The organism is Halomonas halmophila (assembly GCF_006540005.1).
Taxonomy (GTDB): Bacteria; Pseudomonadota; Gammaproteobacteria; order Pseudomonadales; family Halomonadaceae; genus Halomonas; species Halomonas halmophila.
In genome coordinates this window covers 1-21157 of the sequence record NZ_BJOC01000048.1, presented here as the reverse complement: position 1 = coordinate 21157, position 21157 = coordinate 1, and the positions used below count along the sequence as shown (strand labels likewise).

Annotated in this window: 16 protein-coding genes and 2 pseudogenes; 7 read left to right on the top strand and 11 right to left on the bottom strand. The window is 64.1% G+C overall.

Annotated features, from left to right (window positions below):
- The 3 genes from HHA01_RS13915 to HHA01_RS13905 all read right to left on the bottom strand — a co-directional run.
- The coding region (locus HHA01_RS13915) for a retention module-containing protein (RefSeq protein ID WP_141321742.1) at window positions 1-1386 on the bottom strand (1386 nt) is incomplete at its 3' end.
- Window positions 1387-2196: 810 nt separating this feature from the next.
- Window positions 2197-3057 (bottom strand): glycine betaine ABC transporter substrate-binding protein, encoded by an 861-nt coding sequence (locus HHA01_RS13910; protein ID WP_141321740.1) that lies wholly within the window; start codon window positions 3055-3057, stop codon window positions 2197-2199.
- 197 nt (window positions 3058-3254) lie between these two features.
- On the bottom strand, window positions 3255-4895 hold the full coding sequence (locus tag HHA01_RS13905) for a sulfatase-like hydrolase/transferase (RefSeq protein ID WP_141321738.1): 1641 nt from the start codon (window positions 4893-4895) through the stop codon (window positions 3255-3257).
- Window positions 4896-4975: 80 nt separating this feature from the next.
- On the opposite strand from HHA01_RS13905, the gene HHA01_RS13900 reads away from it, so the two are divergent.
- Entirely contained in the window at window positions 4976-5776 is an 801-nt protein-coding gene (locus HHA01_RS13900; protein WP_141321736.1) for a creatininase family protein, read from the top strand.
- On the opposite strand, the gene ribA is transcribed toward HHA01_RS13900, so the two are convergent.
- Window positions 5758-6846 carry a GTP cyclohydrolase II RibA gene (ribA, locus tag HHA01_RS13895; protein ID WP_141321734.1) on the bottom strand — a complete coding sequence of 363 codons (1089 nt, stop codon included), beginning with the start codon at window positions 6844-6846 and terminating at the stop codon, window positions 5758-5760. The two genes, HHA01_RS13900 and ribA, sit on opposite strands and share 19 nt — an antisense overlap.
- 70 nt (window positions 6847-6916) lie before the next feature.
- Here ribA and HHA01_RS15080 point away from each other — a divergent pair, with 70 nt between their 5' ends.
- The gene (locus tag HHA01_RS15080) at window positions 6917-7795 is read left to right on the top strand and encodes a RibD family protein (RefSeq protein WP_373862950.1); all 879 of its coding nucleotides are present in this window, start codon (window positions 6917-6919) and stop codon (window positions 7793-7795) included.
- A gap of 81 nt (window positions 7796-7876) precedes the next feature.
- On the opposite strand, the pseudogene HHA01_RS15075 reads toward HHA01_RS15080, so the two are convergent.
- From HHA01_RS15075 to HHA01_RS13870, 5 genes and pseudogenes are all read right to left on the bottom strand, one after another.
- Window positions 7877-8758, bottom strand: a pseudogene (locus tag HHA01_RS15075) (lysylphosphatidylglycerol synthase transmembrane domain-containing protein); the annotation flags it as partial.
- 22 nt (window positions 8759-8780) lie between these two features.
- Window positions 8781-9680, bottom strand: a complete 900-nt coding sequence (locus HHA01_RS13885) for a class I SAM-dependent methyltransferase (protein WP_141321730.1) — start codon at window positions 9678-9680, stop codon at window positions 8781-8783.
- A complete protein-coding gene (locus tag HHA01_RS13880; RefSeq protein WP_141321728.1) occupies window positions 9673-10767 on the bottom strand; it encodes a glycosyltransferase family 4 protein in 1095 nt (364 codons plus the stop codon). The genes HHA01_RS13885 and HHA01_RS13880 overlap by 8 nt, the downstream gene beginning before the upstream one ends.
- Entirely contained in the window at window positions 10764-11174 is a 411-nt protein-coding gene (locus tag HHA01_RS13875; protein WP_141321726.1) for a 6-pyruvoyl trahydropterin synthase family protein, read from the bottom strand. Before HHA01_RS13875 ends, HHA01_RS13880 begins: the two co-directional genes overlap by 4 nt.
- Window positions 11174-12184: a zinc-dependent alcohol dehydrogenase gene (locus tag HHA01_RS13870; protein WP_141321724.1), complete on the bottom strand. Its 1011-nt coding sequence runs from the start codon at window positions 12182-12184 to the stop codon at window positions 11174-11176. Before HHA01_RS13870 ends, HHA01_RS13875 begins: the two co-directional genes overlap by 1 nt.
- Before the next feature lie 273 nt (window positions 12185-12457).
- Between HHA01_RS13870 and HHA01_RS13865 the strand changes: the two genes are divergently transcribed.
- Window positions 12458-13183 carry a CDP-alcohol phosphatidyltransferase family protein gene (locus HHA01_RS13865; RefSeq protein ID WP_141321722.1) on the top strand — a complete coding sequence of 242 codons (726 nt, stop codon included), beginning with the start codon at window positions 12458-12460 and terminating at the stop codon, window positions 13181-13183.
- Between the two features lie 41 nt (window positions 13184-13224).
- Entirely contained in the window at window positions 13225-13854 is a 630-nt protein-coding gene (locus HHA01_RS13860; RefSeq protein WP_218023815.1) for a YceI family protein, read from the top strand.
- A 180-nt stretch (window positions 13855-14034) separates the two neighbouring features.
- Here HHA01_RS13860 and HHA01_RS13855 read toward each other — a convergent pair.
- Both HHA01_RS13855 and HHA01_RS13850 read right to left on the bottom strand, forming a co-directional pair.
- Window positions 14035-14453: pseudogene (locus tag HHA01_RS13855) on the bottom strand (aminotransferase class III-fold pyridoxal phosphate-dependent enzyme); the annotation flags it as partial.
- Between the two features lie 106 nt (window positions 14454-14559).
- The gene (locus HHA01_RS13850) at window positions 14560-16032 is read right to left on the bottom strand and encodes an NAD-dependent succinate-semialdehyde dehydrogenase (RefSeq protein ID WP_373862949.1); all 1473 of its coding nucleotides are present in this window, start codon (window positions 16030-16032) and stop codon (window positions 14560-14562) included.
- Window positions 16033-16389: 357 nt separating this feature from the next.
- On the opposite strand from HHA01_RS13850, the gene HHA01_RS13845 reads away from it, so the two are divergent.
- The 3 genes from HHA01_RS13845 to HHA01_RS13835 all read left to right on the top strand — a co-directional run.
- Complete coding sequence (locus HHA01_RS13845; protein ID WP_141321720.1) at window positions 16390-17841, top strand: aminotransferase-like domain-containing protein; 1452 nt, start codon at window positions 16390-16392, stop codon at window positions 17839-17841.
- A 66-nt stretch (window positions 17842-17907) separates the two neighbouring features.
- On the top strand, window positions 17908-19365 hold the full coding sequence (locus HHA01_RS13840) for a mannose-1-phosphate guanylyltransferase/mannose-6-phosphate isomerase (protein WP_141321718.1): 1458 nt from the start codon (window positions 17908-17910) through the stop codon (window positions 19363-19365).
- A gap of 73 nt (window positions 19366-19438) precedes the next feature.
- A partial coding sequence (locus HHA01_RS13835) for a mechanosensitive ion channel family protein (RefSeq protein WP_373862948.1) occupies window positions 19439-21157 on the top strand: 1719 nt, incomplete at its 3' end.

Genomic DNA, 21157 nt, shown 5'->3' with positions numbered 1-21157 from the left:
CGTAAAGGTCACGTCGCCGTCCGGGCCGAAGTCGATATCCCCCTGGCTGGTATCGGCCAGAGAGGCAGAGGTCAGGGTCGAACCGTCGGCACCCTCATCGTCATTGCCCATGACGTTGTACACCACAGCCTCATCTTCTTCGGAGGTCGTGGTGTCATCCACGGCATTGGGCTCGGTGTCTTCGATGCGGACATTCAGGCTGCTCGACGTTGTCTCGCCGGCATTGTCCTCGACATTCAGGGTAAACTGATCCTGCACCGGACCATCGCTGTGGTCTTCGGCATCGCCGTCTTCGGTGTATTCATAGGTGATATCGCCCGTCGAGGCGTCATAGCCCGTCACGGTCAGCACACCCTCTTCGCCTGGGATGGTGACCGGATTGTTGGAGGCATCGGTGATACTGACACCGCCAATCGTGACATCGGCAACACCTGCCTCGGCAGATACGGTAGCGGTGCCTGACGCGGAATCGCTGGTTGCCTCGACCACACTGAGATCCGCGTTGGCCAGGTCCGGAGCATTATCCTCGATGACGACTTCTGGGAGCGCGTCGTTCGAGCCGTTGACGGTCAGGTTGACTTCAGCCGTGTCAGTACGACCTTCGGTGTCGGTCAACTCATAGTTGAACGTGCCAGTGGCAGAGCCGCCCTCGCCCAGGGACTGGAAGGTCGTGCCCGGGTCGAAGCTGATACTGCCGTCTTCAGCAACCGAGACGGAGGCCTGAACTTCACTGCCGTCAGGAAGCGTAAAGGTGACATTGCGCGGCCCCGGATCGCCCACCGAGAGCGCGGAGCCATCGACGCCGGTGTCATTGGGCAGAACATTGGCGCCAGCCAGGGGGGCATCTTCACCAGTGGCGAAGGTGTCATCCGCCGCAGCGATTTCTTCCTCGGCATCCGCGGCCAGGCCACCCTGTTCAGTATCGACGTCGGAGTTGGAGAAGGTGCCAAACTCGAAGGAGAGAGGGTCAAGGCTTTCGGAGATGCGTTCGATGCGCACAAAGGAGTGCCCGCCACCACCTTGCGCACCGCCGCCGGAGCCACCGGAACCGCCGGCAGCGGGGGCTTCCAGAAGCTGCAGGAGGTCGCCCTCACCATCTTCAATAGCCGACAGGATGGCTTCAGCGTCCGCATTCATCAGGTCGGACTCGGCGAAAGGCGCAGGCGTACTGGCTTCAGGGTCGGCCCCAATTTCCACGACCTGTCCGCCACCCACGGACTCCAGGCCAGCCATACCGGCCCATTCGAGCTGTACAGTGGCATTCGGGCCGGTTACCAGGGTCTCGCCTTCCTGCAGAGTATCACCCTCACTCAGCTCGCGAAGATTACCCTGACTATCCCTAGCCCATGCTTGTCCCGAAATGGATACCACAGTTGCCGTGCTCATGAGACCACCCTTCGATGCCTGCGCGACGCGGAGCCTTGTCAGGCTCTGACTACGAAATATCAGGCGTCAGGGTTTCAGCAGAACCGGACACCTGCTCAAAATTCATTAAAAATCAATTCTTAGCTGGCAATTAATTATTTTAGGAAAAGCAGCTATTGAGGAAATGCCTATATAATACGGGCAAAGAAACTGACTCGACCTTACCCTAGCCCTAGTACCATCTGAGCACAAAATAACAAATGTAAATTAGTCAACCGGTAATGCAAGGGCTAGACTCACAAGTGTTATGGTGCACCCCAAGAGTGAGAAAAATCATTCTCAACGGGATGCGTGCCTCCACCTAACAGACACACCCCTAGTCTAGGAAGGCATGGTGGCTCGGAAAAGCGTGAGAAGGCGGCGAGGATACCCGTTTGCCCCGAGAGGCTCAAGATGAACACTCATGATTATGTGACTAGGCGGGGAGCACAGCATTCGAGTTTTAAGACTTGCGGGCCATCTCATTCGAAGAGTGCGCCAAGTTTTGCATCACTGTGCCGAAATGGTTGAACCCGGGGAGACGCTTGAATCGTCTGGTTGCCACAAAGCAGGCTTACCAAGTCAGCTTCCGAGCTCATAGGTATGACATACAAATAGATGTGGTCAACAAAGCGCTCGAGAGCACGCCAGAGGAATGGTGATCAGCAGGCACATTTGCCGGGGCATCAGAAAACCGTACTGAGGCTGATCAAATGACAAAGGGGGAGGCGCCGTAGCGCTCTCCCCCTTTCAATCGTCATGCGCCCTGTTCACCAGGGCCTGACGCTGACATCACGACTCGGGCAGCCACTCCTGCACGAGATCCTGGTTTTCTTCAACCCACTTCTTCGCGTTCTCGTACGGATTGGAATCTTCTTCCTGGTTCATCAGCATGACTTCGCCCATGTCTTCGGCAGTCCACTCGAAGTTGTCCAGGATAGCATATGCGCCGGGCATATCTTCCTTGAGCCCCTGACGAACGATGGTGTGGATCTGCTCGGCACCACCATAAACGTTCTTGGGATCATCAAGATACTTGAGGTCCCAGCGGGCAAACATCCAGTGCGGCGTCCAGCCGGTCACGGCGATATCTTCCTCGTTGGCGATAGCGCTCTTGAGAGCCGCGGTCATGGTCGCGCCGCTGCCACTCTGCAGGTCCAGATCAAGATCGTATTCCTCGATGACCTTGTTGGTCAGGCGCATGATCCCGGCGCCCGGGTCGATACCGGTAAGCTTGCCATCGAAGTCATCGGCATGCTCGTTCAGGCCCGCAATCGAGTCGACCTCACTGTAGGCCGGAACCACCAGGCCAAGCTTGGTGCCGTCCAGGTTGACACCCGTATCGACCAACTGGTCCTTGAGCTTCGCGTAGTAGTCCTCATGCGTCGTCGGCAGCCACCCCGCCAGGAGGGCATCGGTATCGCCAGTGGCGACGGACTGCCACATGGCAGCAGCGGATAGCGACGACGTTTCAACTTCGTAACCAGCTTGTTCGAGCACGGCTTTCATCACGTTGGTCGAGGCAACCGTGGAAGACCATTCGACGTAGGAGAGATGAACGGTACCCTTATCCTGCGCCTGCGCTGAGCCGGCTGCCAAGGTTGCACCTGCCACAAGGGCCAGACCGGTGAGACGCATCGATTGCTTGATCATCTGAAGTGCCTTTTTTGGAACTGGAATCTTCAGAATTGCAGAGAGTTGCCCTCACATGCAAATCGATAGCTGCCAACGCAAAATCCCGGCGTTGATACCCCCGGCGTCTGAAAGGGCTGATATGTCGGCATCATCGACCCGCGAACTGCCCCCCGGAAACCCACCAGCCGGCGGCGCGATAGCGCCTGGCAGGGCCCTCATGGCGGCGCTTTCACGCCACATTCAGCCTGCCGACGGCCCGGACGCGACTTATCGCCAAACTGCCGATGCAGCCAGTGCCGCCAGCAGGCCATCGGTGCGTCGGCCGCATGTGCAGACGGCACCAGGCCGTCCTGCAAACCATGAGCCCGAAAAGCGTCGACCAGCCGACTGTCACGACTGAACACATGCACCGGCACGTCCGGGCTCGCCTCGGCACCTGTCACCACCGGCGCGGCGGGATGATCGCCCATCACCATGACCAGCATGTCGTCGTCGAGATAACGCTCGACCCACTCCAGGGTCACCGTCAGTGAATAGCGCACCGAGTCGGCGTAGTGACGACGCACCGCGTCCATGTCGCGCCACAGCTGCTCGGGGGCCGGGCCCGTCTGCGCCCAACGCTGGAAACCGCTGCCATCCATGATGTTATCCCAGTCACGCACCGGCAGAATCGGCGTCCAAGGGGCATGGCTGCTGATCAATGCCACCTGAGCAAACACCGGTGCCGACGGCTCGTCCAGCCAGCGTGTTGCCAGCGCCTCGAGCGTGAACTGATCGGGCATGGTGACCCAGTTCAGCGGCGGCCCGGCATAATCCATGGCCTCGGCATTGACCAGGGTGTCGAAGCCATAGGCTCGGCCTTCCGGCCAGGGCTGCGTAATCGCCGGCATCACCGCCATGGTGTGATGCCCGGTGGCGGCGAAGTCCTGCACCAGAGTGCTGGGCGAGTCTTCAAGCAACAGCCGGTAATCCAGACCATCATCAATGGTCAGACCACTGAGCACACTGGCATGCGCCAGCCAGGACTGGCCACCGCGCACCGGGGAGCGCAGGCGGCCCGACGCCGTCACCACGCCCTGCTCAGCCAGCGAGTCACTCGCCTGCGCCAGCAACTCCGGCAGAGACGCCGCATGTCGCTCCAGCAGCGACATGCCGTAGGACTCGATGAAGATCAGCACCACATCCCGACCCCGCAGGCCCGGCAGGGGGCTGACCGCCGGCTGCTGGGCCTGACGCTGTTCAAAACGCTGACGAGCGGCCAGGGTGACAGGCAACTGTTCAGCCTGTTCGACCACCACAGATGCCAGGGGCGCATCAACGCCCAGGCGTGGCCAGTCACGCCATTGATCCAGGCCCCAGGCCAGCACGACCAGTCCCGCCAGCACGCCGGACCAGCCGGCACGCCAGGCCGCGGAACGCACCGCATTCTGCCGGCTGGCCGCAACCAATAGGCGGAACATCCCCCAGGTCAGCCCTGCCAGCCCCAGCACAACGGCAGCCACGAGTACCCACGCGGCCAGATCACCCAGGTTGGAAGACAAAAGGTCATAGCCGGCGGACAGCAGAGCAGCATCCAGCCAGACATTCAGTTCGCGACCGAACACCGCCAGAATGGCGCCTGACGCCAGGTTCAGCATCACTGACATCGTCAGGATCAGTGCGAGGCCCCACAGCAGGGCTCGCCAGGGCGGCAACCACAGCAGCAACAGGGCCAACAGCAGCACATCGCAGGGCAGCCACCATAGCCAGTCGGCATTCCAGGATGCCTCGCTGCCAGCCGTCGTGACCGCCAGCATCAGCAGGCCTCCCAGCCGCGCCAGTACCCAAAGAACCACCAGCGTCAGACACCACCTCATACTGCGCCACCCTCGCCAAGCCCGCCCAGGAACACGTACAGTCGACTGTCTCGCCCCTTGCCTCGGGAGTTGCAAGCATCATGGCCATTCATCACTGGGAAACCCTGCATGCCCCCGATATCCCGGGCCTGATCGATGACAGCAGCATCGCCATCATGGTGCTGGGCGCCATCGAGCAGCATGGCGCGCACCTGCCGCTGTCGACGGACCGGGATATCGGCGAAGGGTTGCTCGCTGAAACACTGCAAAGAACTGCTCCTGAGCACTCGGTCTTCGTCCTGCCCTCGCTGAGCATGGGCGCCAGCGAGGAACATCGAGCCTTTCCCGGCACTCTCTCGCTGCCCGCTCCCGTGGCCCAGGCCACCATCGAGGCCATCGGCGACAGCCTGGCGCGCAGCGGTATCCATCGCCTGATGCTGATCAACAGCCACGGTGGCAACCAGGCAATCATGCAGCAGGCGGCACTGGCCCTGCGGCGCCGCCACGGCATGCTGGTGGTCAAGGCACCCTACATGAAGATCGCCCTGCCCGACGGCTGGCTGCCACCCGACGAGCTGGCTCACGGGCTGCACGGCGGCGCCCTGGAAACGGCCATGATGATGCATCTTCATCCACAGCATGTGACATCGGCAGCACTTGGCCACCCGCCGTCGGTGGGCGAGCAACTGGCCGCGCAGCAGGCCCGCCTTGGCCCCGAGGGTAGCGCCTCCTTCGCCTGGCTGGCTCAGGACCTGCATCCCGGCGGCGTGGTCGGCGACGCGACTCTGGCCAGTGCGGCGCTGGGCAAAAGGCTCGTTGATCACTATGCCCAGGCACTGGCCGAGACGCTGGCGGATACGGCCCGGTTCGACATCAGCGGCTTTCACGCCGAGTCATCCTGATCCAACAGGGGCTCCAGCCAATGGCCGGAACGCCCGGCCTTGGTCGTCAGATAGGCACGATTCTGCGGCGTCACCCGCCCATACACCCCCTGGCGTTTGACCACCTCGATGCCCGACTCGGCCAGTGCCGAGATCTTGCGAGGATTATTGGTCAGCAACTGAACCCGCTCGATCCCCAGGTCCTGGAGCATGGCCACGGCCGCTGCATAGCGACGCTCATCATGACCGAAACCCAGGCAGCCGTCGGCATCCAGTGTATCCAGGCCCAACTCCTGCAGGCCGATGGCGCGTAGCTTGTTCGCCATGCCGATATCACGCCCCTCCTGATCCAGATACAACAACACGCCACCGCCCAATTCGTGGATGCCAGCAACCGCGTTGCGCAACTGCTCACCACAGTCGCAGAGCAAGCTGGCGAACAGGTCGCCGGTCAGGCAGGCCGAGTGCAGGCGGATCGGTACCGGCTCAGGCCACTCGGCAGGCTCGCCGATGACCACCGCCAGATGCTCGCGCATGCCATCCGCTTCGCGGAACAGCATAAAGCGTGTTACCTCGGCATCGGCCAGTGGCACCGCAGCCTCACTGACCCGCACTACCTCATGCCCAAGGCGGCTCAATGCCTCTCCCGCCTGCACCGCATCGAGCGACAGCAAGGTCCCGGACGCCACCAACCGAGCCAGCTCGTCACGGCACTCCTGCCTGGGAGCAGCAGCCACCGCCGCGGGAATCAGCGAGCCCCGTCGCAGCATGCCCAGAGCGGTGCGTTCCGCCGTCGTTGCCGACAGCATCGCTTCGTACGCCGGCAGTTCGCCAGCCATCAGGTCCCATGATGAGGGAGCCCCGGCCAGCACCAGCGACACGGCATCGCTCGGCGCCTCGTGCCCCAGGGCTTCCAGGCGGTGGCGGGTAACCACCAATCGAGGAGTTGCACCGCAGCGTTCCAGCAGGGTCGATAACGCCCCCTCATGCTGGCCCTCGACGGGTCGCACTAGGCAGTCGCCTTCGCCATCGGTGAGCAGCACGGGCACACCGCGGCGCAAATCGAAGATGGCTCTTTCCAGTTGATACATGACGCTGTCCTCGTATCGGTGATGCCTGCCCTGCAGTGTCTTGCGCTTGTCTCCGGCGCACGAGCGCCGCATGATGATTCGGCCAAACGCCCGGGAGCCCGACATGTCGTCACCCGCACCGTCTCACGCCGATACCTGCTGGCAGGCCCTGCTGCAGGCACGCGATCATGACTGGTCAACGGGGCCGCTGCGCGTTCCCCTCGACCCGGGACGGCTGACGATCCAGGCCGACGGCCGCTGGCAGGCCGAACCGTCGCTGAACAGCCCCGACGCCGAGTTGCTCGATGCCTTGCTGCCGGTGCTCTGCGCCCCGGAAGGCTGTGTCATCGGCCAGTTGGGGCAAAGCCTGGATGGCCGCATCGCCACGGCCAGCGGACACTCGCACTACATCAATGTCCTCGAAGCGCGGGTCCATCTGCATCGTCTGCGCGCCCTGGTCGATGCCGTGGTCGTCGGTGCCGGCACCGTCGCCGCCGATGATCCGGCACTGACGGTACGCCATGTCGAGGGCCCCAACCCGCTGCGCGTGGTCATCGACCCCAGAGGGCGGCTCGCCGGCCACCATCGCCTGTTTACCGATGGCCAGGCGCCGACCCGGCAGTTGATCGGCACCACGCTGCCCACGGATGCTTGCGGCGCCCACCAACGGCATGCGGTGCTGCCCGAGGCGGAAGGCAGCGGCTTGCCCGGGGCGGTCATCGCGCACCTGCGCGATGCCGGCTATCGCCGCATCCTCATCGAGGGTGGCAGTACCACCCTGTCGCACTTCCTCGAGGCCGGCGCCCTCGACCGCCTGCATCTGCTGGTGGCGCCGCTGCTGATCGGCTCCGGCAAGACCGGGCTCAGCCTGACTCCCATCGAGACCCTGGAAAGTGCGCGGCGTCCGCCGTGTCGACGCTTCTCGCTGGGCGATGACACCCTCTTCGACCTTGATCTGGGAACCACCTGATGCCCCCTGGTGGCCCGCCCCACCAGCGCGGGGCACCAGCAACGCCGCCAGCAACACCAGCACGCCGGGCAGGCTCGACACCAGCACCAGCAGGCCATAGGCCAGCGACACCGCCACGCCATCCGCCGCCGACAGGCCGACCAGCGGCCACACCAGGGCCGCGGCGCCCTCGCGCCAGCCCCAGCCCGCCAGGCTCAATGGCATGACCATGGCCAGCAGCAACAGCGGCGCCAGCGCCAGCAGCGTGGCCGCCGAGGTCTCGATGCCAATGGCACGCGCGGCACACAGCATCACCAGGGCGTAGCTGAACACCGTGGCCAACGAGACCAGCAGATGCAGCCCCAGCCGGCGCGGCATCAACAGGCTGTGCCGCACGTCCTGCCAGCCACCCGCCAGCACAGCCGGCATCGTCCGACGTCGCACTTGGCTCACGCCCCAGGCAACCAGCGCGCCGACCCCGATCAGCGCGAGTGACAGCACGACCAGGCCGGCGCCCTGATCGGCCATGAATCGGCCCAGTTGGTGTCGTAACGGCTGCCAGATCGGCAGCAGCACCAGACTCAGCACCACCAGCAAGCCCAGCGCCAGCTGCCCCGAGACCCGCTCGATGATCACGGCGCGCAGCGCCTGTTGGCGACGTCGATCACTCCAGGCCTCACCCGTCTGGCGAGCGTGCCGCCAGGCACGACTGACGTCCCCGGCCACGCCGCCCGGCAATACCTGATTGAGGAAGGTCGCCAGATAATATTCCTGGAAGGCTTGCCAGGGCGCCATCGACAGGCCCAGACACCGCTGGGTGTACCACCAGCGCCAGGCCGACATGGCCACCTGCGGCACCGAGACCAGTAGCCCGGCGATGACCCAGCCGACCTGGAGCTCCGAGAAGCGCGCCGCGACCCGGCTGCCACCGACCAGGTAACAGACCAGTGCCACCGCGGACAGCGCCAGGACCCAGCGCGCCATCAGCCAGACCTGCCGACGGCGACTAACCATGGTCGTGCCCCTCGCTATCCGGCAGGGCCAGCAGGTCACGGTGGCCGACCCGGATGATCAGCTCGCCGCGCTGCCAGCTGGCCAGCCGTGCCGCATGCCAGCGCTCGACCTCGACGGTGACGTCCGGCACCTGCTCGCTTACGGCCTCCCGCCAGCCCTCGAGCAGAGCCTCGCCCAGGGCGCGATCCGCCGGGGCCTGCAGCACCCAGTGGCTATCCGCCATCTGCAACCGATAACCGCGCGCCTGCAGCGCCGCCGCCATGGCCTCGGGCGCCGCACCGCCCAGTGCCGCACCGGCGCCCTTGTCGGTGACCTGATGAGCACGATAGTGGCGACGCACCCACTGATCCTCACGCACCCGCTGCGACGAAGCGTCGTGGTCGGAGTTCGCCGCTTCCAACTGCCAGTCGCCGTCGACGCTCAAGGCAATCAAGACGGCGGCCCGGCGGCGTGATACCGCCGCAGCCAGCGCCTCGATCCAGGGTTGCGACACCAGATCGAGGAGCGCCGAAGCCGTTACCAGATCGACACCGTCCAGCCAGGCGTCCAGTGCCTCCGGTGTCTCACGCCAGCCCCGCATGTCGACACACCGGGCCGACACTTCGAGACTGGCGGGGAGCGAGGGCAGCTGACGGGTGGCCTGCGCCAGCAGACCGGCATCCTGATCAAGCAGTGCCCACTGCTGGGCCAGTCCCAGACGCGGCGCCAGATAACGCAGGTTGCTGCCGCTGCCGGCGCCCAAGTCGAGCACCGATACCGACCGACCATGGGACGCCGCCCGTGTTGCCAGCCAGGCCGCAACGGCGCGGTCCAGGGGCTCGGCCCGCGAGCGAGCATCGACCGGCTCTCGCAGCGCCAGCCAGGAGGCCGCAAAATGCGTGCTGTCACTCATCACGTTCTCCGAGCCCGGGAGGCACTGGCATCAGCGCTTCTACAAAGCGTGTCACGACACCCTCCCAACCCGTCAGCGCTTCTCGGACCTTCACGGCCGCCTGCCGCCTGGCGTCTCGCGCCTCGGCTGACCACCATTGCTCGATAGCCACGGCAAAGGCGGCACTGTCACCCGGCTCGACCCGCCAGCTCGCCGCCGCCGGCACGGTATCCCGCAGGGCACCGCCCAGGGTCGAGACCAGCGGCAGCCCGCGCGCCAGTGCCTCGGTCACGACCATGCCGTAGCCCTCATACCAGGACGGCACCAGCACTAGATCCGACTGATGGTAGGCCTCGGCCAGCGCCGCCTCATCGTAGCTGCCCCGAAGCCTGACCCGATCCTGTAGCGCCAGTGCCTCGATCCGCTGCCGAATGGCCTCGGCATGCTCTGGATCGCGCTGCTCATCGCCCACGCAATCCAGCTGCCAGTCACGATGCTGCAGGGTGGCCAGGGCATCGAGCATCAGCAGGTGGCCCTTGCGGGGCGTCAGCGTCGCCACGCACAGCAGGCAGGGTGCCACGGCGGCCTCGGCAGGCCAGGCAGCCTCTGCCGGCGCCGCCGCCTCGACACCGGGCTCGACCACCGTGATCGGCGTGTCGTCAACGCCCAGCTCGACGAGACGCCTCGCCGTGAAGGGGCTGGTGACAACGATGCGCGCCACACGATTGAGGATGGCGGCCTCCCGCGCCAGCAGACGCCGGCGAGTCGCTGCATCAAGGCCGGCTTCATCGCCCAGCGGATGGTGGACCAGCGCGGTGATGTCCAGGCGCTCGGCATGCGCCTGTGCCACCTCGCCCAGATTGCCCAGCGCCAGCCCATCGATGACCAGCGGCGTGGCATCCGGCAGTGCGGCCAGCGCCTCGCCGAGGGACCGGCGTGCCTGGTCGTCCCCCTCGGGGAAGCGCCCCGCCAGCTCGTGCACCTCGACCCGCCAGCCACGCTCGCGCAATCCATCGACCAGGCGCGCATCATAACGATAGCCACCCGTGGCCTGGCGCAGGGCGCCCGGCACCATGAAAGCCAGGGAAGGCGCCGTGGCGCGATTCACGCCGCCTCCTCGAGCGACGCCTCATAGCTGGCCCAGGCGATATGCGACTCATGCAGGGTGACCTTCATGGCGCTCAGGGCCCTGGCGCCCTCGCCCAGTCGCCCCGCGCGGATGGCCTCCGCCATGCGCTGGAAGACAGCCTGAGCCATGAACTCGGTGGTGGTATTGCGTCCATCGAAGGCAGCATGTTCATCCAGGTTGGTCAGGGTAAAGGCCTTGAGCACATCTCCGAGGGTCTCGCTGGCCAGGCCGATATCCACCACCAGGTCGTTGTCGTCGAGGGCCGGGCGATAGAAGCTGACATCCACCACATAGGTGGCACCATGCAGCTTCTGCGCCGGCCCGAACACCTCGCTGTTGAAACTGTGGGCGATCATCATGTGATCGCGAACGGTCAGACTGAACATCAAGCGCTCCTTCGGGAATCATCGAAGCCATCGGTGTCAGGGCCATAGCGAACGACCTGGCAGAGTACATCACTACCGGGCGATGCCACCTCGGGCATCACCTGCGGTAGATCCGCGAAGGCACAGTCGGGTTCCAGCAAGGCTTCGAAGCGCGCATCACCCAGCAGATCGAGGGCCAGCGCCAGGCGCCGGGAACCCGCCCAGCGAACGGCACGATCGCCGCGCAGATGACCGACCTGAGACGCCTGCAGGGTCAGACGCCGTGAGTGGAACGCCTGACCCAGCGGCACGCTGACCTGCTCGGTGCCATACCAGCTCATCTCGACCACCCGCGCCTCATTGCCGGCCAGCATCAGGGCCTGGCGCAGGCCTTCGGGGCTGCCGCTGACATGGAAGACCAGATCGCACTCGGTCGGGGCGTTATCGGGCTCACGAAAGGTCACCCCCAGTGCCTCGGCCAGCGACGCGCGCTGCGGATTGGTATCGACCAGGCAGACCTCGGTGCCGGGGGTATTCGACGCCAGCGCCGCCACCAGGGCGCCGACCACACCGGCGCCGATCACGCAGATGCGATCACCGATCAGCGGCACCGCATCCCACAGGGCGTTGACGGCGGTTTCCATATTGGCACCCAGCACCGCGCGACGGGGCGAAAGCCCATCGGGCAGGGGCACCACCGCCGACTCGGGCACCACGTAGCGATCCTGATGCGGAAACAGGCAGAACACATCGCGTCCCTGCAGGGCCGGTGGCCCCTCGAGGACGCAGCCGACACTGGCATAGCCATACTTGAGCTCGGCGTTGAACTCGCCCTGCTGAAAGGGCGCACGCATGCGCTGATACTCGGACACCGGTATCCGGCCATGAAACACCTGTGACTCGGTGCCCCGGCTGATCGCACTGAAGCGGGTCTCGACCAGCACCTCGCCGGCGCCCGGTTCGCTCAGCGATTCCGCGCGCAGTTCGCCACGCGGGCCGGGGACTCGCCAGAAAGCCGTCGCCTGCATCATTCGCCTGTTCCCCTTTCACCAGGGTGAGTGTACGAGATTCGCCATGCATCGCTACCTAAAACTATACAGATCATGTACAAGATAACTACACAGGCATAGCGCATCAGGCGTTTCGTTGCCACACTGACACTATATTCATCGTCATGGCGCGGTGTCACGGTCTGTGTACAGGGAGTCTCCCCGAGCAAGGGCCACACTATCTTGTACAATCCAGAGACGAGACCGCGCACCGAGCCCGGCGTACAAGATCAGTGTAAGGAGCGCCAAGGCGTCATGTATCACATCGGAAAGGCGACCCGGGGGCCGATATGGCCAGACCTGACCCTGGGGTTGGCCCTGGCGGCCGCCATCAGCCTGGGGCTTTGGCCACACCATCAGGCGCTGGAAGCGCTGGGAGCGGCGCTGTTGGCACACCTGGTTCTCAGTGCCCTCGTCCTGGCCGGATGGCGGGGCGAACTGCCGAACTTCGGCTGGGCCAATCGCGTCACTCTGCTACGCGGCGCCATGATCACGGCGCTGGCCGGCATGGCCCTGGCGCCGCTGTTTCGTCAGGCGAGCCTGGGCGAGACGCTGTGGCCACTGAGCCTGCTGGCCCTCATCGCCCTGCTGCTCGACGGAGTGGATGGCTGGATAGCGCGCCGTACGCGCAGTCTGACGCGCTTCGGCGCCCGCTTCGACATGGAGCTGGATGCCTTGCTGATGCTGCTGCTGTGCATCGCCCTGATCACCCATGACAAGGCCGGTGCCTGGGTGCTGGCACTCGGCGGCATGCGCTATACCTTCCTCGTGGCAGGCAAACGCTGGACCTGGCTCCAGGCCCCGTTGCCGGACAGCCTGCGTCGCAAGACCATCTGCGTGGTTCAGGTCGGCGCGCTGATTCTCAGCTGTACGCCCTTCACACCGGCCACGCTCGCCACTCCCTTGCTGGCTATCGCGCTCATCCTGCTGAGCGGCTCCTTCCTGCGCGACATCCACTGGCTCTACCGTCAGGCCAGGTAGCCGCCCCTGAACCGGCGCCACGCGGCGCCCCGGGAGGTTCCATGCATCACCCACAATGGCAGCGTACCCACGGCTTGCAGGGCATGCTGGCGGCCTGCTCGCTGGCCATCCTGCTGGCCATTCCCACAACCAGCGCCGCCGAGCCCCGCACCTACCGGATCGACCCCGACCACTTCGCGGTGAGCTTCAGCGTGGCACACGCCGGCTACGCCGACGTGATCGGCCAGTTCCTCGAGGCCAGCGGCGAATTCGTCTATGACGAAGCCCGCCAGGAGCTGATGTCCGGCTCGGCCACCATCCAGGCAGCCAGTGTCTTCACCAACCATGAGCGCCGCGATGAGCACGTCAGGAATAGCGACTTCCTCGACACCGAGCGCTTCCCCAGCATCGAGTTCGTTGCCGACACGCTGACGGATATCGAAGGCCAGCGCGGCAGGCTGAGCGGCGACTTGACGCTGCTCGGCGAGACTCACCCGGTCACGCTCGAGGTGACACTCAACAAGGCCGCGCGCTATCCCTTTGGTCATGAACAGCACACTCTGGGCATCTCGGCGACCACCACCCTCGAACGCAGCCAGTGGGGCATGGACTACGCCGTCGACAACGGTCTGGTCGGCGATGAAGTCGACATCCGCCTCGAGTTCGAAGCCATTCGTCAGCCGCCAGAGTGACGCAACGGGCCGCAACGACAGTGGCCACCCGAAGGTGGCCACGCACTGGAATACAGCGTATTGGCGCCATGCCGGGAGGCATCAGGCGATGGTGTGCAACGCTTGTTCGATGATATCCAGACCTTCGTTCAGCACTTCCTGCTCCACCGTCAGCGGCACCAGTATCCGGATGGTGTTGGCATAGAAGCCGCCCTCGCCCTGCACCGGCTCGATGACCATGGCCGCCGTCTGACTGGCCGGGATATCGGTCTTGAACAGGGTACGGATGGCGTCCAGCGAGTGTTCTTCGCTGATGCCATGCAGCGGGTTCGGATAGGGCGCGCGGAAGACATTGCCCGGCATCGGGCCGAAGTCGTCCTTGTGAAGTCGCCCTTGTAGGGCATGACCTTGTCGAGCTGCGCCTTCACGACCTCGACGACCTTCGGATGACGGTGCCCCAGGTTCAGCACCCCGATACCACCGGCAAAGTCGATCCAGCGCTCGCCATTGGCATCCCAGATTTCGGCGTTCAACGCCGTGTCGGCAAACTGCGGGGTAGCCGTCGCGGCGCCATCGGCCACATAGCGCGTCTTGAGCGCTTCGAGCTGTTCGTTGTTCATCTTGCTCTCCGTCAGGGTCATGTCACGCGCAACCGCGACCGGTTATGAGTGCTTGAAGCACGGCCCAGGAAGCGGCGCCCCGGCCCCTGTCGCCGTGTCAGCAGGGTCAAAGGCCGCCGATACAGGCGTACTTGAGTTCGGTAAATTCCTCGAGACCGTGATGGGAGCCTTCCCGGCCCAGGCCCGACTCCTTGATGCCACCGAAGGGCGCCAGCTCGGTGGAAATCAGGCCTTCATTGACACCGACCATGCCGTACTCCAGGGCCTCCAGGGTGTGCCAGATACGCCGGTAGTCGCGGGCATAGAAATAGGCCGCCAGGCCGAAGGGCGTATCATTGGCCATGGCGATGGCCTCGGCGTCGTCCGTGAAGCGAAAGACCGGCGCCAGCGGGCCGAAGGTTTCCTCGACGGCCACCGCCATCTCGGTGGTCACGCCACTCAATACCGTCGGCTCGAAGAAGCCGTGCCCCAGCGCATGGGGGTGGCCGCCGCACACCAGGGTCGCGCCCTTGTCCACGGCATCCGCGACGTGACGCTGGACCTTGGCGACTGCCGCCGCATTGATCAGCGGGCCGATTTGGTGGCCCTCTTCCAGCCCATTGCCGACGGACAGCTCGGCGACCCGCGCCGCCAGGCGCTCGACGAAGGCATCGTGAATGCCGTCCTGCACCAGGAAGCGATTGGTGCACACGCAGGTCTGGCCGGCGTTGCGAAACTTGGAGGCGATGGCGCCCTCAACGGCGGCATCCAGGTCGGCATCATCGAAGACGATGAAGGGTGCGTTGCCGCCCAGCTCCATAGCGGTCTTCTTGACCGTGGACGCGCACTGAGCCATCAGGCGCTTGCCCACCGGCGTCGAGCCGGTGAAGGAAACCTTGCGCACACGCGGATCGGTGGTCAGCACCTCGCCGATGGCCGCCGGCGTCTCGGCGGTGACCACACTGATCAACCCCTCCGGCAAGCCGGCCTCCAGCGCCAGCTGGACCAGCGCCAGGGCCGTGAGTGGTGTAGCTTCCGCCGGCTTGATGACCACCGGGCAACCGGCGGCGAGGGCCGGTGCACACTTGCGCGTGATCATCGCCAGAGGGAAGTTCCAGGGCGTGATGGCCGCCACGATGCCGATCGGCTCACGCAGTACCATCAAACGCTTGTCGGCACCGTGCGAGGGCAGGGTCTCACCGGCCACGCGCTTGGCCTCTTCGGCGAAGAACTCGATGAAGGAAGCGCCATACGCCACCTCGCCGCGCGTCTCGGCCAGCGGCTTGCCCTGCTCCAGCGTCATCAGTTGCGCCAGGTCTTCCTGATAGGCCATGACCCGGTCGAACCAGCGCCGCAGCAGGGTGGCCCGCTGCTTAGCCGGCACACTCTTCCAGTCCTTGCCGGCCAGCTCGGCCGCGGCAATGGCATCCCGGGTACCCTCGGCACCCACCTCGGCGACCCGCGCCAGGCACTCGCCAGTAGCCGGATTGGTGACGGCGAAGGACGCGCCCGTTGCACGCCACTCCCGGCCAATGCGAGCCGGCACCAGCCGCTCGGGACCCACGAAACGCTCGAGGAAATCTGACATCTGGACATGCATACGCGACATGTGACGCTCCTGATTTTCAATCAAAGCTCTTCTGGCAGCTTTTTAGTGACAGCGGCGCCAAGCTAGCAGCAGTGGGCGTCCCGCAGGTATGGACCACTTCTGGCCTTGACTAGACCACTGGACAGGAAAGACGGATAATCAAGCCTCTATGCCCGACAATACGGTCATGCCAGCCCGCAAGGGAAATGCTGAATAAATCGCCGAGCATAGTGAAGCGCAAGGCGCACGGAGCACAGAAAGCGAGACATAACTGATAGTTAGGCGAGCTTTCGAGCACCGCGCAACGAAGCGATTTGCATGCGCAGGCATTTAAGCAGCGATTCCCAAGGTCTCGTCCGGTGATTCGCCATGGAACAAGCCCCCCTCCCACCACTGATCGAACGCTACGCTCGTCAGCCGGAGAGCCTCGGCAAGCAGATCCGCCTGGAGCTGGCTTTGCGCGAGGTGGTGCGCCATGACTGGCCGCTGGGCGCCAGACTGCCGGGGCACCGCACCCTCTGTGACGCGCTCGGGGTGGCCAGAAACACCCTGGCCAGGGCCATGAAGTCGTTGATATCCGATGGTTATCTGCATACCGGTCATGGCCAGGGCACCTGGACGCGCCGCCCTCACCCGGCCGGCCTGCCACGCGATAACGTGGCGCCGGAGCACTCGGTGCCGCTCTCCGCACGTGCTCAGGCCGTGCTGGACGAAAAAGGCGCCGGTCTGATCCAGAGCGGCGCCTTCGTCCCCGGCATCCCCGACATCGCCCGCTTCCCCATGCGCAAGTGGCGCCAGCTATATACCAGCGTGACCGTGCCACAGAACGCGCTACTGCTGTCCTACTCGAGTGGCGGCTATGGCCCCCTGAAGCGCGAGATTCGCGATCTGCTGCGCCGCTGGCGGCATATCGACTGCGATACCCAACAGATCATCATCACCGAGGGAACCCATCACGGCCTTGAGCTATGCACCATTGCCCTGGCCGATGCCGGGCAACGCGTGCTGATGGAGTCGCCCTGCTACTGGGGCGCCCGCAACGTCTTCACCGCCATGGGCATGCTGCCCGAACGAGTCCGCTGGTACCCGGAATCTGGGCATACGCTGGAGGACTTGACCGACCACCCTATCCAACTCGCCTACTTCACCGGCACTCATCACTATCCCCTGAGCACACCGACCTGCCGGGATCACAAGCTGGCGTTATGCCAGGCAGCTCAACCTGCCTACATCATCGAGGACGACTACGAATTCAGCGGCCATGAAGATGCCCAATTATTGTTCGACCCCGCCTCGAGTCATCACCTGTTGGTCGGCTCGTTTTCCAAGCTGATGTTTCCGGGGCTGAGGCTGGGCTATCTGGTGGTACCCAAGGCACTGGCGGGTGTCATGAACCGGCTGCGCAGCGAGGTGTTTCGCGAAGGACGCATGCTCGACCAAGCCGTTCTGGCGCAATTCATTGCCGATGGCGACCTGGATGCCATTTATCTCCGCATGCAGCGTGATTATCTGGGACGCCAGCAGGTCGTGCACGATCAACTGGCCTCGATCGAAGGCGTCATCGAGATATCGCCGCCCTCACGGGGCATCAGCCTGTGTGTTCAGCTCGACCCGCAGTTCGACGACGAGCGCGTTGCTCGGCACCTGTTGCAGGAGCACCTCATCGTTCGCCCACTGAGCCCCTTCTGCAGCGTCCGGGACAAGCGTCGCGGCCTGGTGCTGGGGGTCGGCATGCTGGCAGGCGAGAGCCTCGCCAATGAAGTCGCACGACTCAGGCGCATCCTCGAATCCGTGCTGCAGCTCAAGGACATTCGCCTGTAAGCTGTCGGGAAGCGCACCACCCAGGCCATCCTCCTGGGCTGTCCATCCCATAGCGGAGGCCACCACATGCATGTCGTCATCATCGCGGGCGGTTCCGGGTCCCGACTGTGGCCAATCTCACAAAAGGCACACCCCAAGCCCTTCCTGCGGCTGGACGGCGCAACCTCCCTGCTGCAACAGACCTATCAACGTGGCCAGTTCGCCTGTGGTGAAGATGGCATGGAGAGTGTCACGACGGTCACGCATCGCGAGCTGTTTTTTCGTACCGAGGATGAATACCAGGCCCTGGCGCCTCAGCAACCGCTGCACTACCTGCTGGAGCCCTGCGGACGCAACACTGCCCCCGCCATCTGTGCCGCCGCGCTGGAGCTCAAGCAACGCTATGGCGAAGACGCCATGCTGCTGGTGCTACCCGCCGATCACCGGATCAGCGATGAGTCTGCCTTTGCCGAGGCGGTGAAGCATGCTGCCGTGGCGGCGGCCGATGATCAGTTAGTGACTTTCGGTATCACACCGACTCGCGCCGAGACCGGCTTCGGATATATCGAGGTCCGTGAAGCCTTCCACCCGGCTGAATCGCCCATCCAGCCGGCACTGGGCTTCACCGAAAAGCCGGACCCGACCACGGCCGAACACTACCTGGCCAGTGGCCGACACTTCTGGAACTCGGGTATGTTCTGCTTTACCGCCGCAACGCTACTGGCAGAGCTGGCACAGCATGCCCCTGCCCTGCTGGAGCATACTCAGGCGGCCCTGGGTGCTGCCCGCTACAGTGAGGGGGAAAAGCACAGCGTGGCGCAACTCGACCCCGAGCACTTTGCCACACTGGCCAACGACTCCATTGATTGCGCTCTCATGGAGCACTCTTCGAAGCTAGCGGTCGTGCCCTGTGATATAGGCTGGAGCGATATCGGCTCCTGGCAGGCCATGGCGGATCTCACGCCTGCCGATGCACAAGGCAACCGTGTCCAGGGTGACGTGGAAATGGAAGACACTCAGGACTGTTACATCCATAGCCACCATGCACTGACCGCGACACTCGGCGTACAAGATCTGGTGATCGTGGATACGCCTGGCGCCCTGCTGGTGGCTCACCGGGATCGCAGCCAGGACGTCAAGCAACTTGCCGAACGCCTGGCGTCCCATGACAGCCAATACCAGTGGCACCAAGGCAAGGTACACCGACCCTGGGGCACCTACACGGTGCTCGAGGAAGGCCACCGCTTCAAGATCAAGCGCATCGAAGTCAAGCCCGGGGCCTCTCTCTCGTTGCAGATGCATCATCATCGCAGTGAGCACTGGGTAGTCGTCAGCGGCACGGCCAGAGTCACCAATGAAGACAGTGACTTCCTCCTGCGAACCAATGAGTCCACCTATATCCCTGTCGGTTACCGCCATCGCCTGGAAAACCCGGGCCTGATGCCATTGGTGGTCATCGAGGTGCAGAGTGGTGACTACCTGGGGGAGGATGATATCCATCGTTTTGATGATGGAACGGGCTCAGGCCTGCCTCGCTTCACGTGAAACTACCCGAATCGATACTGGGGGCAGACCCTCGCGAGTCGCTGGACGCGCCACCGAGCGACTGGGATGATTCGTGGCACTCGCGGACGAACTCTCGGAACAGGCCGGTGAAACAGAGATGAAGCACATGGTTCGATGGCAGAAGTGGTTGATGCTGGTCGTGTTCCTGCTGGCCAGTACCAGCATCGCCGTGGCCCAGGACGGTGCCAGTAAACAGGGCTGGTATAGCGTAGACGCCCTCAATAGCGGGCTGGGTCAGGCTCCCGAGCTGGTCGACCGACGCACGCCGCGTGAGGCCATGCGCACCTTTCGCAACCTCACCGAGCAGGGCGAATTCGAGGCCGCAGCTCATGTGTTGAACCTCAACGACCTGTCCCCGCCACAACAACGCAAACGCGGTGCCCAGCTCGCCGAACGCCTGGCGACGATTCTGCAGCGCGGCAAGTGGTTGCAGATTTCCGAGCTGCCCAGCCGCCAGGATGGCAGTGTCAGTGGGAGTCAGGGCTCGCAGGCCCGGCCTGCCGGACGCACCGTCGAGCTGGCATCCCTGGATACGCAGGACCACAGGTACGACATTCGCCTGGGCCGCTACAAGGCCGGCGATGCGAGCCCGGTATGGCTGGTCACGCCGGAAAGCGTGGCAGGTATTCCGGCACTCTACGAAACTTACGGCCCACGCGAGTTCGAGAAGTACATACCCGAGCGCCTGAAAGCCTCGCTGGGCTTGCTGAAGATCTGGGAGTGGATTGCCCTGCCCCTGGTACTGCTGACGATTACCATGATCGGCAAGGGGGTGCACTCCCTGCTTGGCACCATCAAGCCGCTGATACCCTCAGGGTCGCGCAGCATCTTCGTCGAAAAGATTCGCGTGCCCATGGCGCTGATCGTGATGTCGCTCGTCACCCAGGCCATGCTCAATTACATCGTATCCTTCTCAGCGGTGGCCACGACCACCCTGAGGGTGCTGCTGTTCGCCGTGCTGGCATGGGGCGCCGGTGCCATGGCGCTACGCCTGGTCGATACCATCATGCTCAAGATGACACGACGCATGGTGGGCGATATCGATGACACCAAGTCCCAGGACGACCGCAAACTGCTGACCACCCTGTATGCCATCCGTCGTGTGGTCATCCTGGTCTCGGTCACCGTCGTGACCATCTATGTCCTGGGTCAGGTCAGGCTCTTCGAGTCATTAGGGCTCTCGATCCTGGCCTCGGCCAGCGTGCTGGCCGTGCTGGTGGGTATCGCCGGCCAGGCCGTGCTCGGCAATATCCTGTCGTCCTTTCAGCTCTCGCTGGCCAAGCCGGTCCGGGTAGGTGATCTGGTGTACTTCGAAGGGCAATGGTGTCACGTCGAAGGCATCTTCTTCACCTTCATACGCTTGAAGATCTGGAACGAGCGCCGGCTGATCGTACCGGTGATGTACTTCGCGTCAAAACCGTTCGAGAACATGTCCGCCAAGGAAGCCAAGGAATATCGCTGTGTGGAGCTGACGCTGCACCTGAGCGCGGATATCGAGCAGATTCGCGAGAAGTTCATCGAGTTCGCCAAGCAGGAAGAAGACATCATCGAGCACCACAAGCTGTTCTGCTGCGTCACGGCACAGAATGCTCACTCGCAGGTCATCTCCTGCTACCTGATGGCCGCCAACCCGATTTCCAGCTGGATGGCCGAGGCCAACGTCAGGGAAAAACTGCTGGCCTTCGTGCGCGATGAGCATCCGGAGTGGTGGCCGCGAGACGTCGTCGTGCTCAGCCGGCAGGATATCGCCCAGGGGCCCAGAGCGGAGAGC